8 protein-coding genes are annotated in these 14711 nt (G+C 75.8%); all 8 read left to right on the top strand.

The features are described 5' to 3' along the window. Window positions 1-10: 10 nt before the first annotated feature. Window positions 11-637 (top strand): pyridoxamine 5'-phosphate oxidase family protein, encoded by a 627-nt coding sequence (locus tag ACFVSN_RS39255; RefSeq protein WP_387958148.1) that lies wholly within the window; start codon window positions 11-13, stop codon window positions 635-637. Next, window positions 634-1308 (top strand): cyclase family protein, encoded by a 675-nt coding sequence (locus ACFVSN_RS39250; RefSeq protein ID WP_387958146.1) that lies wholly within the window; start codon window positions 634-636, stop codon window positions 1306-1308. The genes ACFVSN_RS39255 and ACFVSN_RS39250 overlap by 4 nt, the downstream gene beginning before the upstream one ends. 139 nt (window positions 1309-1447) lie before the next feature. Continuing rightward, on the top strand, window positions 1448-1783 hold the full coding sequence (locus ACFVSN_RS39245) for a YciI family protein (RefSeq protein WP_329927846.1): 336 nt from the start codon (window positions 1448-1450) through the stop codon (window positions 1781-1783). Between the two features lie 115 nt (window positions 1784-1898). Continuing rightward, on the top strand, window positions 1899-2729 hold the full coding sequence (locus ACFVSN_RS39240; protein ID WP_380446643.1) for a phytanoyl-CoA dioxygenase family protein: 831 nt from the start codon (window positions 1899-1901) through the stop codon (window positions 2727-2729). Window positions 2730-2806: 77 nt separating this feature from the next. Beyond that, a complete protein-coding gene (locus tag ACFVSN_RS39235) occupies window positions 2807-7708 on the top strand; it encodes an amino acid adenylation domain-containing protein (RefSeq protein WP_387958143.1) in 4902 nt (1633 codons plus the stop codon). Next, a complete protein-coding gene (locus ACFVSN_RS39230) occupies window positions 7705-11892 on the top strand; it encodes a type I polyketide synthase (protein WP_387958141.1) in 4188 nt (1395 codons plus the stop codon). Before ACFVSN_RS39235 ends, ACFVSN_RS39230 begins: the two co-directional genes overlap by 4 nt. Continuing rightward, window positions 11889-14204, top strand: coding sequence for a lantibiotic dehydratase (locus ACFVSN_RS39225; protein WP_387958139.1), 2316 nt, complete (start codon window positions 11889-11891; stop codon window positions 14202-14204). Before ACFVSN_RS39230 ends, ACFVSN_RS39225 begins: the two co-directional genes overlap by 4 nt. 98 nt (window positions 14205-14302) lie before the next feature. Beyond that, window positions 14303-14704, top strand: coding sequence for a VOC family protein (locus ACFVSN_RS39220; RefSeq protein ID WP_387958137.1), 402 nt, complete (start codon window positions 14303-14305; stop codon window positions 14702-14704). Window positions 14705-14711: the final 7 nt, after the last annotated feature.

The raw sequence follows: 14711 nt of genomic DNA, 5'->3' as shown, positions 1-14711 counted from the left end.
GGGTCGCCCCGTGAAGCCCGAGGAGTTCTACCACGACGGCAGCCGCGACCTCCAACGCCGGTTCGGCAGCGAGCAGTTGGCCGACCACCTGGCACACAGGTACGTGCTGGACGAACTGGAGGAGGGGCACGCCGAGTGGATCCGCGGGGCCGACGCCGTGTACGTCGCGACGATCGACCCCGACGGCTTCCCCGAGTGCTCCTACAAGGGCGGCCTGCCGGGCTTCGTCCGCGTGCCGGACCTGCGGACGCTGGAGATCCCCAGCTACGACGGCAACGGCATGTACCGCACGCTCGGCAACGCCGCCGCCGTGCGGCGCGTGGGCCTGCTCTTCCTCTTCCCGGCCCTGCGCGCCAAGCTGCGGGTCAACGGCACCTGCGAGGTGCTGACCGACCGTGACGCGCTGCACCCGCACCACGGCGCCGAGGCCGTGCTGCGGGTCGGCGTGACCGCGGTGTTCGAGAACTGCCCGCGCTACCTGCACGACCCGGTGACCGGCGAGCACTCCACGCACTGCCCGCGCCCCGGCCACCGCCCGCCCGACCCCGACTGGAAGCTCAAGCCCGAGTACGACGGGCTGCTGCCGGCGCCCCGCTCAGAACAGATCGAAGACCGGATCCAGGAGTCGAACCGATGAACCGACCGAGCCGACGCACCGTCGTCGACCTCTCCCACCCGATCGAAGCCGGCATGACCACCTACCCCGGCCTGCCCGGGCCGGTCATCTCCGACCACATGTCCCGCGCCGACTCCCGGCCCCGCTACACCCCGGGCACCGAGTTCCAGATCGGGCGGATCGAGATGGTCGCCAACACCGGCACCTACCTCGACACCCCGTTCCACCGGTACCCGGACGGCGCCGACCTCTCCGGCCTGGACCTCGCCCTGCTCGCCGACGTCCCGGGCGTCCTGGTCGACGCGACCGGCACCGGCCGGGCCGTCGGGCCCGAGCTGCTGGAGCAGCACGAGGTCGCCGGGCGGGCCGTACTGGTGCGCACCGGCTGGGACCGGCACTGGGGGACGGAGAAGTACGGCGACCCCGAACACCCCTTCCTCACCGTCGACGCCGTGCACCGGCTGATCGCCGAGGGCGCCGCCCTGGTCGGCATCGACTCGGTCAACATCGACGACATGGCCGACCTCGACCGCCCCGCCCACACCGGCCTGCTCGGCGCCGGGATCCCGATCGTCGAGCACCTCGGCGGCCTGGACCGGCTCCCGGCGAGCGGCTTCCGCCTCCACGCCGCCCCGCCGCCGGTGATCGGCATGGGCAGCTTCCCGATCCGCGCCTACGCCGTCCTGGACTGACCCTCGCGGGTTGTCCATCCGCCGCCGGCCCGTTCGTCGGATTCCCAGAAGGAGCCGCCGGAAGGAGCCGCCGGAGGGATCCCCGCAGTGGATCCCGGACACCGGCGGCGGCGGACGACCCCGAGCGAGGAGACGGACCATGAAGTACCTGCTGCTGATCTGCGCCGACCAGGACGCCGAGGTCACCCCCGAGGACGACGCGGGCATGGCGGTCGGCACCGCCGACTGGGTGACCGAGATGGACGGGCGCGGCGTGCGGCTGGACGGCAACCGGCTGCGCCCGGCCGGGGACGCCACCTCGGTGCGCGTGCGCGGCGGCGAGGTCGTCGTCGACGACGGCCCGTTCGCCGACGCCGAGGGCCGGATCGCCGGCTACGACGTCATCGAGTGCGCCGACCTGGACGAGGCGATCGAGGTGGCCGGCAAGCACCCGGTGGCCCGCTTCGGCACCATCGACGTCCGCCCGGTCTGGTAGCGCGCCGCGCCGTCCGGCCCGGTCCGGTAGCACGCCGCACCGTCCGGACCGACCCGGCCCGGCCCGGCGGCACGGCCGCGGCACGCATCCGAACCGAACGAGAAAGGCCTGAGCAATGACGCACGACACGGCCGGCACGGCCGCCGCACCGCTCGCCCCCGAACTCGTCGCGCGGTACCACCGGGACGGCTACGTGCTCCTGCCGCCCGGCTCGCTGGCCGGGGACCTCCTCGACGTGGCGCTCGACGAGCTCCCGTCGATCCTCGCCGCGGACGACCCCGGGCGGGTCCTGGAGCGCGACGGGCGGACCGTCCGCTCGGTCTACGGCCTGCACCGCACGAACCCCGCGATCGCCGCGCTCACCCGCCGGCCGGCGCTGCTCGGCGCCGTCCGCGGCCTGCTCGACGACGACGTGTACGTGCACCAGTCGAAGGTGAACATCAAGGCGCCGTTCGCCGGCGACCAGTGGGAGTGGCACCAGGACTACGTCTACTGGCTCACCGGCGACGGCATCCGCCGGCCCGACCTGGTCAACGTCGCCGTGTTCCTGGACGAGGTGACGGAGTTCAACGGGCCGCTCACCTTCGTGCCCGGCTCGCACACCGCCGGGCTGCTCGCCAGCAGCGACGCGGACGGCATGCCGCTCGGCTACGAGGACGCGCCGGCCTGGGTGGCCACGCTCACCGCCGACGAGAAGTTCCGGGTGCGCCACTCCGTCATCGAGGAACTCGCCCGCGCCAACGGGCTGGTGAGCCCCAAGGGGCCCGCCGGGTCGGTGCTGGTGTTCCACCCGAACATCCTGCACTGCTCGGCGGCGAACATCTCGCCGTTCCGCCGCTCGATGCTGATGTTCGTCTACAACAGCGTCGCCAACCGTCCCGAGGTCACCGGTCTGCGGCCGGACTTCCTCGCCGACCCGGAGCCGGTCGCGCTCCAGCCGATCTGACGATCCACCGAAACAGGTCCTTCGAGTCACGGCGCAGTGGGGGGAACCATGCGGGACGCGCACGAGCAGGTGGCGGCATGACGGACGGGGCCCCGGTGCTCCGCGGACCACGGGTGCCCCACCGGGCGCCGTACGGGGTCCCGGGGCTGGTCCGCGACCAGCGGACGCGCACCCCGGACGCCGTCGCCTGCTCCGATCCCGGGCGGACCCTCACCTACGCCGAGCTGGACCTGCTCAGCGACGCGTGCGCGGCCGCCGTGCTGGGCGCCACCGGCGGGCGCCGGGGCCCGGTGGCCGTGCGGATGCCCCGGCAGGCCGACCTGCTGGTCGCGCTGCTCGGGGTGCTCAAGGCCGGCTGCCACTACGTGCCGATCGCGGCCGACGAGCCCGCCGGGCGGGTCGCGGCCATGGTCGGCGTCGTCCGGCCGCTGTGCACGGTGGTGGCGGCCGGGCACGAGGGCCTCGCCCCGGGCGGGGCGCCGGCCGTCACCGTGCCGCGCACGGCGCCCGCCGGGTACGCGCCGCTGCGCGAGGCCGGGCCCGAGGACCCGGTCTACGCGCTGTTCACCTCGGGCTCGACGGGCACCCCCAAGGCCGTCCTGGTCGGCGCCGCCGCCCTCGCCAACCGGATCCTGTGGATGGCCGGGCGGTTCGGCCTCGACGGGCGCGACCGCGTGCTCCAGAAGACGCCGAGCACCTTCGACGTCGCCGGGTGGGAGTTCTTCCTGCCCGTGGTCACGGGCGCCCGCTGCGTCTTCCCGCCCGCCGACGCCCACTACGACCCGCAGCTCCTCGCGCGCGCCCTGGCCGACGGGGGCATCACCGTCTGCCACTTCGTGCCGACGATGCTGGCGGCCCAGCTGCGCCTGGCGGCAGCCGAACTCCCGTCGCTGAGGCTGGTGTTCTGCAGCGGCGAGGCGCTCCCGCCGGCGCTCGCCGCACGGTTCGCGCAGTGGTCGGGCGCCGAACTGCACAATCTGTACGGGCCGACCGAGGCCGCGATCGACGTCACGCACTGGCCGGTGCCGCGCGGGCTCGCTCCGGACGGGGACGTGTTCATCGGGGCGCCGATCGACAACGTCGACCTGCGGATCGTCGGGACGGACGGCTCGCCCGCCCGCGACGGCGAGCCGGGCGAGCTGTGGATCGGCGGCGTCCAGGTGGCGCTCGGCTACGTGGGCCGGCCCGACCTCACGGCGGCGGCTTTCCCTGTCGTGGACGGCCAACGCTGGTACCGCACGGGCGACTTGGCGTCACTGGACGCCGGACGGGTGCGCTACCTCGGCCGGATCGACGCGCAGCTCAAGATCCGCGGCGTCCGGATCGAGCCGACCGAGGTCGAGGCCGCGCTCACCACGCACCCGGCGGTCGCCGCCACCACCGTCGTCGCCCTCCGGCCCCCGGACGGCCTCGCCGCCGAACTCGTCGCCGTCGCCGTGCGGGCCGAGGGCCACGCGGACGCCGACCACGCGATCCTCGCCCACGTCGCCGAGCGGCTGCCCAGGGCCTTCGTGCCGCACGCCCTGCGCTGGGTCGACCGTCTGCCCCTCACCACCTCCGGCAAGGCCGACCGCCGGCGCATCACCGAGGAGACGGAACACTGGTGGGCCTCCAAGGCGCACGTCAAGGCCGCGGAGAGCGACGAACTCGCCGCCGCCTGGTGGGAGTCGCTCGCCGTCCCGGCCGACCAGCGGCGCGAGGACCTCGGCTTCCTGAGCCTCGGCGGGCACTCCCTCACCGCCCTCGCGCTGATCGCCCGGCTCGCCGAACTGCGCGGCGTCGACCTGCCGCTGCCACTGCTCCTGCGGGACGGCCTCACCCTGGCCGGCCTACGCGACGCCGTGGCCACCCTGCCCCGCACCGAGCGCCCTGAGGCCGCCGAGGGCCCGGCCGACCACAGCCCGCTCACCCCTGTGCAGGAACCGCTCTGGCTCCTCAACCGCGCCCTCGCCGACGATTCCGGCAACAACGTCGTCGGCACCCTGCGGATCCCCACGAGCGTCGACGACGACGCCCTCCGCGCCGCCGCCCGGGACGTGCTCGGGCGCCACGACCTCCTGCGCGCGGCCGTCGACGTCATCGACGGCGTCCCGCGCTGGACGTACGCACCGCACGCCGAGCCGCGGTTCACCGTCCGGGAGACCGCCGGCCCGCTCGATGATCCGGCGGCGTGCGCGTTCGTCGCCGCGATCGCCCGGACGGCGATCCCGCTGGACCGGCCGCCGCTGCTCTCCGTCGGCCTGCTGCGCGGCACGGGCGCGGCGCTGCTCGTCGTCTCCCTGCACCACCTGGTGGCCGATCAGCACGCCCTCGAACTCGTCGCCCGGGACCTCGCCACCGCCTACACCGCCCGCGTCCGCGGCCTCGCGCCGCAGTGGCCGCCCGCACCCCGCTTCGCCGCCTTCGCCCACCGGCGGGCCGCCGCCGTCGGCTCGGACCGCTGGCACGAGGACCTCGCGTACTGGGCGGCGCTCCTGCCCGACGCCCCCGCGCGCACGCCGCTGCCGTTCCGCCTCACCGGCCCAGCCGGCCCGACGCTCGACGGCCGCCGGACGGTGGCGGCGCTCGGCCCGGAGCTCACCGCCTCCGTCGACGCCCTCCTCGCCCGCAGCGGGCACACCCGGGCCACGTACGTCGTGGCGTGCGTCGCGACCGTCCTCGCCGCGTGGGCGGGCGAGCGGTCCGTCGCCGTGGGCGTGCCGGTCAGCCGGCGGCTGGGCCCCGGGGAGCAGGAGCTCGTCGGGCCCGTGCTCAGCACCGTGCCGCTGTGGCTCGACGTCGAGGACCGAGCCGGGCGCGACGACCTGCTCGCCCACGTGCGCGAGCGGTCGCTGGAGGCGCTCGACCACCTCGCGCCCACGTTCCAGGCCATCGTTCACCGGCTCGGGCTGCCGCCCTCGCCCCGGGACAACCCGCTGTTCCAGGTGTGGGTCAACGACCTCAGCCGGACCGGACCCGCACCCGCCTTCGCCGACGCGCCCGCGCAGTGGGTGGACGCGGCGCCGCCGTACGCGCTGTTCGACCTCAACTTCTACCTCCGGTACGACCCGCGCGACGGGCTGCGGCTCGAACTCGTCGGGCGGGAGGGGCTGTTCGAGGACGCGGTGGTCGACGAGCTGCTGCGGCAGGTGGTCGGGGTCGCGGCGGCGTTCGCGGCGGACCGGGCGCCGTTCGACGACCCCTCCGCACCGAAGGTGCACCCGCCGCAGCCCGACGCACCCGACGTCCTCACGCGGATCCGGGACGTCGCCCTGCGCCAGCCCGACGCCATCGCGATCCACTCCCCCCAACTGGAACTGACGTACGCCGAGTTGCTGCGCCGCTGCGACGAGGTGGCCGCCACCGTCACCGCCGCCGGCGTGCTCCCCGGGGACGTCCTTGAGCTGCGCGCCAACCGCACACCCGACCTCGCCGCCGCCTTCCTCGGCGCCCGGCAGGCGGGTGCGGCCGTCGCCGTCACGGACGCGCGCCTGCCCGCCGCCGCGCTCGCCGAACGCCAGGACCTCCTGCGCCCCAAGGCCGTCCTGACCGCCGACGGCACCATCCGCCCCGGCGCCCGGGAACCGCGCCACCTGCCCGGCACCAGCCACGTCCTCTTCACCTCCGGCACCTCCGGCCGCCCGGCCGCCGTCGCCGTGCCCCCGGCCGCGCTCGCCGGGACGCTCGACTGGTACCGGCGCTCCTTCGGCCTCGGCCCGGCGGACCGGATCGCCCTGCTGGGCGCCGTCGGCCACGACCCGCTGCTGCGCGACCTCCTCGTCCCGCTGCTGGCGGGCGGCACCGTCGTCGTCCCGCCCGAGTCCGTGTTCACCGCCCCCGACCGGCTCTTCGCGCTGCTCGACGACGAGCGCGTCACCGTCCTGCACGCCACCCCGGCCCTCCTCGAACTGCTCCTCTCCGGACGCCCCCACGACACCGCCCGCCTGCCGCACCTGCGCCTGGTCGTCAGCGGCGGCGCGCCGCTCACCGCGGGCATGGTCCGCGCGCTGCGGGCCGTCACCGGCGCGGCCGTCGTGAACGCGTACGGCGCCACCGAGACGCCCCAACTCGCCTCCGTCTGGCGGCTGGCCGCCGGGCAGGGCCCGCTCGCCGGACTGCCGGACACGGCCGAACTGCCGGTCGGCACCGGCGCGGGAGCCGCCGAGCTCCTCGTGCGGCGCCCCGACGGCACGCCCGCCCCGGTCGGCCACGCGGGCGAGGTCGTCGTCCGCTCCCCGCACCTGGCCGCGGGCTACCTGGACGGCACCGGCCGGGGCGAGCGCTTCGACACCGCCGCCGGCACCTACCGCACGGGCGACCGCGGCCGCCGCCACCCCTCCGGCGCGGTCGTCCTGCACGGTCGGCTCGACCGCCAACTGTCCGTCGACGGCTACCGCCTGGACCCCGAACAGGTCGAGCGCGCGGCCCTCGACCACCCCGCCGTCCGGCACGCCGTCGCCGGCCTGACCACGACCGCCGCCGGGCCCGTGCTGTCGCTCACCGTCCGCACCGCGCCCGGCACCGCCGCCCCGGACCCGGCCGACCTCCGCTCGCACCTGCGCCGCCGCCTGCCGCGCTACGCCGTGCCCGCCGAGATCCTGTTCACCGACGGACCGCGCGAACGCGCCGCCAAGTCCGCCGGGGCGCCGGTCGCCGACGGCCCCGCCCGGGACGGCCGGGCCGCCGCCGAACTGGCCGCCCTCGTCCGGGAGGCCATCGGGATCGACCTCCCGCCCACCGACAACTTCTTCGACGCCGGGCTCAACTCGATGGCCGTCGTGCGCCTCCACGCCCTGCTGGGCGAACGGCTGGGCACCGCCTTCCCGGTGACGGCGATGTTCGAGCACCCGAACCTCCTCGCGCTGGCCCGCTTCCTCTCCGGCCGCGCTCCGGCCGCGCCGCTCCGGGACGGTCCCCCCGCGCCCCGGTCGGCCCCACCGGCCGAGCAGCGGCGGCAGTTGCGCCGACGCATCCGACACGACCTCCAGGGGAACGCATGAACGACCAGAGCAGGTACGAACCCGTCGCCGTCGTCGGAATGGCCGGCCGCTTCCCCGGGGCCGTCGACCTCGGCGCGTTCTGGGCCAACCTCCGCGACGGCGTCGGCTCCATCCGCCCCGCCTCCGACGAGGAACTCGCCGCGGCCGGCGTGCCGGCCCGCGCGCTCGCCGACCCGCAGTACGTCAAGGCCGTCGCGACGGTGCCCGAGATCGACGGCTTCGACGCCGGGTTCTTCGGGCTCACCCCGCGCGAGGCCCGCATCTGCGACCCGCAGATCCGGCTCTTCCTGGAGTGCGCCCACGCGGCCCTGGAAGACGCCGGCTACGACCCCGAACGGCTCGCCGACGTCGGCGTGTTCGGCTCCGCCGGGCGCGGCCGCTACCTCGACCTGGTGCGCCGCAGCGAGGGCCGCGCCGGCAACGGCGGCAGCGGGGGCGACGGCGTCGGCCTGTCGCTGAGCACCTGGAACTCTACGGACTCCCTCGCCCCGCTGGTCTCCTACAAGCTCGGCCTCAACGGCCCGAGCCTCGGCATCGCGACGGCCTGTGCGAGCCCGCTGGTGGCCCTGCACCTGGCCGCCGCGTCGCTGCGCGCGGGCGAGTGCGAGCTGGCCCTCGTCGGCGGGGCGGAGGTCGAACTGCCGCTGGAGCACGGCTACTGGTGGGAGCCCGGCGGCAAGATCAGCCGCGACGGGCACTGCCGGCCCTTCGACGCCCACGCGACCGGCACGGTGTTCGGCTCGGGCGCCGGGGTGGTCGCGCTCAAGCGGCTCTCCGACGCGATCGCCGACCGGGACCACATCCGCGCCGTGATCCGCGGCTCGGCCGTCAACAACGACGGTTCCGCCAAGGCCGGGTTCGCCGCACCGAGCGTCTCCGGCCAGTCGGCCGCGATCGCCGAGGCGATGCTGACGGCCGAGGTCGAGCCCGGCGACGTCGGCCTGGTGGAGGCGCACGCCTCGGGCACCGTCCTCGGCGACCCGATCGAAGTGGCCGCGCTCACCTCGGCCTACCGGTACCTCGGCGCCACGGGCAGCGGCGCCACGGTCCTCACCTCCGTCAAGGGCAACATCGGGCACCTCGGCCACGCGTCGGGGATCGCCTCGCTGATCAAGGTCGTGCTGACGCTGGAGCACGGGAGCGTCCCGCGCACCCTCGGCTTCCGCACCGCGAACCCCGAACTCGGCATCGACGACTCGCCGTTCGAGCTGCCGACCGCCGCGGTGCCGTGGGAGCGCCGGGCCGAGCGGCCCCGGGTGGCGGCTGTCAACACGTACGGCGTGGGCGGCACCAACGCGCACGTCGTGCTGGAGGAGGCGCCGGTGCGTCCGGCACCCGCGGCCACGACGGAACGCCCGCGGATCGTCGTCTGGTCCGCGCGCACGCCCGAGGCGGCGGAGCGCTACCGGACCCGGCTCGCCGGTCATTTCACCTCCGCCGCACCGGACTTCGCCGCGAGCGTCGCGACCCTCCAGCAGGGCCGCACGACGCACCCGTACCGCGGCGCGGTGGTCGCCACGGGCGCCCGCGAGGCGGCCGACCTGCTGGCGGCGGCGAGCGGCCCCGCCACCGGCCCCTCGGGCAGCCGCATCGCGCTGCTCTTCCCCGGCATGGGCAGCCAGCACCCGGGCATGGCCCTCGACCTCCACGACCGCTCCCCCGCCTACGCCCGCGCCTTCGACGCCTGCCTCGACCTCTTCGAGGCCGAGGGCGTGCCGCTGCGCGGCCTGTGGCGGGAGGCCGACGCCGGGCGGATCGCCGACCCTGACGTCGCCCAGCCGCTGCTGTTCGCCGTCGAGCACGCGCTGGCGCAGGCCTGGCACGCGTGGGGCGTGCGGCCGGGCGCCGTCCTGGGGCACAGCCTCGGCGAACTCGCGGCGGCCGCAGCCGCGGGGGTGCTGACCGCCGAGGACGCCGTGCGGGCCGTCGTCGCCCGCTCGCGGGCGCTCGCCGCCACACCGCCCGGCGCCATGCTCGCCGTCGCGGCGGCGGAGGCCGCCGTCGCTCCGCTGCTGCCGGACGACGTGCACGTGGCAGTCGTCAACGGCCCGCGCATGGTGGTGGTCGCCGGTCCGGTGGACGCCGTGGCGCGGGCGGGCGCCGAGCTGCAGGAGGCCGGGATGAACGTCCGCCCGGTCCCGTTCAGCCGCGCCTCGCACGTGCCGCTCGCGGCCCCGGCGGCGGAGGCCTTCGAGGAGTCCCTGCGGGGGCTGCGGTTCTCCACGCCCGCCCTCGACCTCTACTCCTCGGCGACCGGCGGGCTCGTGAGCGACGCCGAGGCCACCGATCCGGCCTTCTGGGCCGGGCAGTTGGTGCGGCCGGTGCGGTTCGCGGACGCGGTGGCGGCGCTCGCCGGCACCGACGGGCGGCAGCTGCTGATCGAGTGCGGCCCCGGCCGCACGCTCACCTCGGCCCTGCGCCAGCACCCCGCCGTGGACGCCGCACGCCACCGGGTGCTGCCGACCCTGGCCCAGCGCAGGACCGAGCCGCTCGCCGACGTGCAGTCGACGCTCACCGCGGTCGCCGCCGTGTGGACGGAAGGGCACGCGATCGACTGGACGGCCGTCGAGGACCTGTCGGACGCGGGCCGCGCGCCCGTGCCCGGCTACCCGTACGAACGGCAGCGGTACTGGGTCGACGTGGCGGCCGAGGAGGAAGCCCAGCAGACTCCGGCCGACTCCCCCTTCACGCTGCCCAGTTGGCGCGAACTCCCCCGCCCGGCACACCGCCCCGAACCGGTCGCCCGCACCGCCGTCGCCGCCCTCCCCGCCGACGAGCCGGCCGCCCGCCGGGTCACCGCCGCACTGCGCGAGGCCGGGCTACGGGTCGTCCCGCTCACGCCGGGTGCCGATTACGAGGACCGCGAGGTCGGCTTCGTCGTCCGCGAGGGCGAACCCCAGGACCTCGCCCGCGCCTTCCGCACCCTGCGCGAGCGCGGCGTGACGCCCGGTCTCCTGGTCCACGCCGGGAGCCTCGGCCGCCCCGAAGGCTCCGACCTGGCCGAGCAGTTGGCGGCCGGCCACACCGCCGCCACCGAACTGCTGCACCAGGCCGCCGAGAGCGGGGCACCTGAACTCGTCGTCCTCACCGAACACGCCGTGGACGTCAGTGGCCACGACCGGCTGCGCCCGGGCCACGCCGCGCTCACCGCGCTCGCCGGGGAGGCCGGGGTCCGCCTGATCGACCTCGGCGGGTCCGTGCCCGACCGAGAGCTCGCCGCCGAACTCCGCGCGGGCGGCGAGGACGTGGTAGCACTCCGCGGTACCCGTCGCTGGGTCCCCACCGAGCACCCGCTCGCCGTCACCCCGGCCGAGGGCCCCGCCCTCCGGCCCGCCGGCACCTATCTGATCACCGGCGGCACCGGCCGCCTCGGCGTCCGGGTGGCCCGCGGGCTGGCCGCGACCGGACTGCACCCCACGCTCGTCCTCGTCGGCCTGAAGGCTGCCGAACGGCCCGAACTCCTCGCCGAGTTGGCGTCCCTGGGCGCGACCGTCGAGCCGGCCGCGTGCGACGTCACCGACCACGCGGCGCTCACCGCCCTCCTCGACGACGTCACCGGCCGCCACGGCCCCGTCCACGGCGTCCTCCACCTGGCCGGCCCGGCCCCCGACGCGGCCGAGGCGGACGCCTTCGGGCCCCGGGCGTTCGGCCTCGCGGCCCTCGCCCGAGCCTTCGCCGGCCGCCCGGCGCTCGACCTGTTCGCGGCCGTCACGCGGAGCCGCCCCGACGCCGCCGACGCCGTCCTCACCGCCCTCGCGGCCACCAGCGCCCCGCCCGCGGCCCGCACGCTCGTCGTCTCCACGCCCCGGCCCACCGACGCGACGCTCCTCCTGGAGCTGTTGCAGGCGCACACGCCGACCTATGTGACGATCCGTCATATTCCCGACCAGGAAAGCCGGGAAGGCCAGAAAGCCGAGCCGGCCCCCGCTCCCCCCGTGGCCGTCCCGACCGAACGGGACGCCACCACCGCCCGCCTGCGCGAGCTGTGGACGGGCCTGCTGGGCTGGCCCGAGATCGCCGACGGCGCGGACTTCTTCGACATCGGCGGCAACTCCCTCACCGCGGTCGAGCTGGTCTCCCACATCCACGACGAGTTCGGCGTGGACCTCGGCATCGCCGCCCTCTTCGACTACCCCACCCTGGACGCCCTCGCGGCCCAGATCGAACGGAAGAAGGCAGTATGACCGGGTCCGACGGGCACCACCTCGTCCCGCTGAGAGCCACCGGCTGGTCCGTGTGGCGCGACGTCGTCCTGCGCAGCACCGGCTTCCCCGCCGACACCGTGCGGCCACTCACGGACCCGGCGCTCGCGGCCGCGGCGGACGCCGACGACGCGGACGCCTACCGCGCCGAGTACGCGCGGGCCTCCGAGCGCCTGTCCGCCGCCGTGCGCGGGGCGTCGACGACGCCGCGCTTCCGGGAGGCCGTCGCCTGGCAGAACCCGAAGCTGCTGAAGCTGTGCCTGGACAAGCTCGCGGCCGGCGAGCCGCGCAACGTCCGGGGGCGCAACCACGAGCTGGCGGTGGCGGGCTACCTCCAGCGGTACGCGCTGAAGAACGACACCATCGGCTTCGTCGGCCCGGTCGGCTGGGCCCGGTGGACGGACGGCGGCGCGCCGCTCGCTTCGCGCGTCGGCCCGGACTTCCTGTCCCGGCGCACGGTCTACTTCGAGATCTGGGCGGTGGACGCCGTCGCCCGGGCCCTCTCGGACGACCCGCGCGTCCGCCCGTGGCTGGCGCCGCGCCGGTTCGCCGCGCACCACCTCGCGGGCTCCACGCTCCTCGCGCCCGGCCGTCCGCCCGTGCACCTCACGGAGGCCGAGGCGGAGTTGCTCGCACTCGTCGACGGGGTCCGCTCGCTCCCCGAGCTCGCGGACGAGCTCGCGTGGTCCGAGTTCCCCGAACTGGGCGATCCGGCCGCCCTCCTGGCCACCGTCGAGGACCTCGTCGCCCGCCAGTTGCTCCGGCACGACGTCGTCGGCGCGATCGAGGCCCACCCCGAGCGCTCGCTCGTCGCCCGCCTGGAGCGGATCGCCGACCCGGAGGCCAGGACGTACGCGCTGGGCGTCACGGCCCGGTTCACCGCCGCCCGGGACGCGGTCTCGGCCGCCGCGGGCGACGACGCCGCACTGGAGGCCGCGATGGCCGCCCTCGGCGCGTGCTTCGAGGAGATCACGGGCGTCGCCGGCGAGCGCCGCGCGGGCCAGACGTACGCCGGGCGGACGCTCGTCTACGAGGACACCGTCCGCGACGTCCGGGTCGACCTCGGCCCGGTCCTGCGCGACGCCCTGGCCGGGCCGCTCGCGCTGCTGCTGGACAGCGGGCGGTGGCTGGTCGCGGAGGTGGGCCAGGAGTTCGACCGCTACCTGACCGACATCTACGAGCGCAGGGTCGCGCAGCACGGCGACCCTGAGGTGCCGCTGGCGGCGATCCTGAGCCTCGCGACGCCGCAGCTGTACTTCAACATCCGCGGCCTGTCGAAGCCGGCCCGCCGCGCGGTCGACGAGTTCCAGCGCCGCTGGGCGGACGTGCTGCGGCTGCCCCCGGACGCCAAGCGCGTCGAACTGCGCAGCGAGGACATCGCCGGGCGGGTGGCCGAGCTCTTCCCCGCTCGCCCGCTGCCGTGGCCGACGGCGGTGCACCACTCGCCGGACTTCATGCTGGCCGCGGCGGACGAGGAGGCGGTGGGGCGCGGGGAGTTCCTGCTCGTGCTCGGCGAACTGCACCTGTCGTTCAACACGATGGAGAGCCGGGTCTTCGTCGAGCAGCACGACGACCCGCCGTCGATGCTGGCGGCGGCCGAGGCGGACATGCGCGGGAGCCGGATCTACGGGATCATGAACCGGGACGTGCCGGGCGTGAGTTCGCGGGTGTCGCCGCCGTCGGCGCTGCTGTCGCCCGAGTACACGTACTGGACGATGCACCCCGAGGCCGTGACCCCGCCGGGCCCGATCATGCCGGCCGCCGCGCTGTTCGTGCGCCGGGAGGGCGAGCGGCTGGTCGTCCGCTCGCGCGCCGGGTCGTTCGCGGCGCCGCTGGCGCACGTGGTGGGCGAGCCGCTCGCGGCGGCGGCGATCAACGCGTTCAAGCCGGTCGCCAAGGCGCGCCACAACCCGCGCATCACCGTCGACCGCATGGTGGTGGCCCGGGAGTCGTGGAGCTTCCCGGCGGGCGAGCTCGCCTGGGCCGCGGTGAAGTCCGAGCCCGAGCGCTTCCGGGCCGCCCGCCGCTGGCGGCTCGAACAGGGCCTGCCCGAGCGGGCGTTCTACAAGGTCCCGGTGGAGGACAAGCCCGCGTTCGTCGACTTCACCAGCCTGGTGCTGGTCAACATCCTGGCCAAGGCGGTGCGCCGCTCGGTGGAGGAGGAGAACGGCTCCGTCACGCTCACCGAGATGCTGCCGGACGCGGACGGGCTGTGGCTCCGGGACGCGGAGGGGGCGCGGTACACCTCGGAGTTCCGCATCCTCGCCGTCGACGCAGCCGCGCGCGATCTGTAGCCGACGGGGGTGTCCATCCGGGCCGCCCCCGTTCGTCGAGGGGGTGGCCCGCCCGGTCGGGCACCCGTACCACGCACAAGAGACCCGAGGAGCACCACATGATCAAGGCCCTGAACGAGATCGAGGTCATCACCCTCTTCGTGGAGGACCTCGCCGCCACGAAGAAGTTCTACCTCGACGTCTTCGGCCTGGAGGTGGTCTACGAGGACGGCGAGTCCGCCGCCCTGAAGATGCGCAACCTGATGATCAACCTGTTGGAGGTCGGCGAGGCGCACGGCCTGGTCGCGCCGACCCCGGTCGGCGGCCCGGAGACCGGCGCCCGCGCGCTGCTCACGATCAACGTCGCCGACGCCGAGGCCGTCTGCGCCGAGCTGGCCGAGCACGGCGTGGACCTCCTCAACGGGCCGGTGGACCAGCCGTGGGGCCGGCGGACGGCCACCTTCGCCGACCCGGCCGGGAACGTCTGGGAGATCGCCCAGGAGCTGTCCCCGGAGGCGTAGCGCCTCA

The sequence above is a fragment of the Kitasatospora sp. NPDC057904 genome (assembly GCF_042887925.1).
Classification (GTDB): domain Bacteria; phylum Actinomycetota; class Actinomycetes; order Streptomycetales; family Streptomycetaceae; genus Kitasatospora.
The sequence above is the reverse complement of the archived record's forward strand: the minus strand, read 5'-3'. Positions and strand labels throughout refer to the sequence as shown.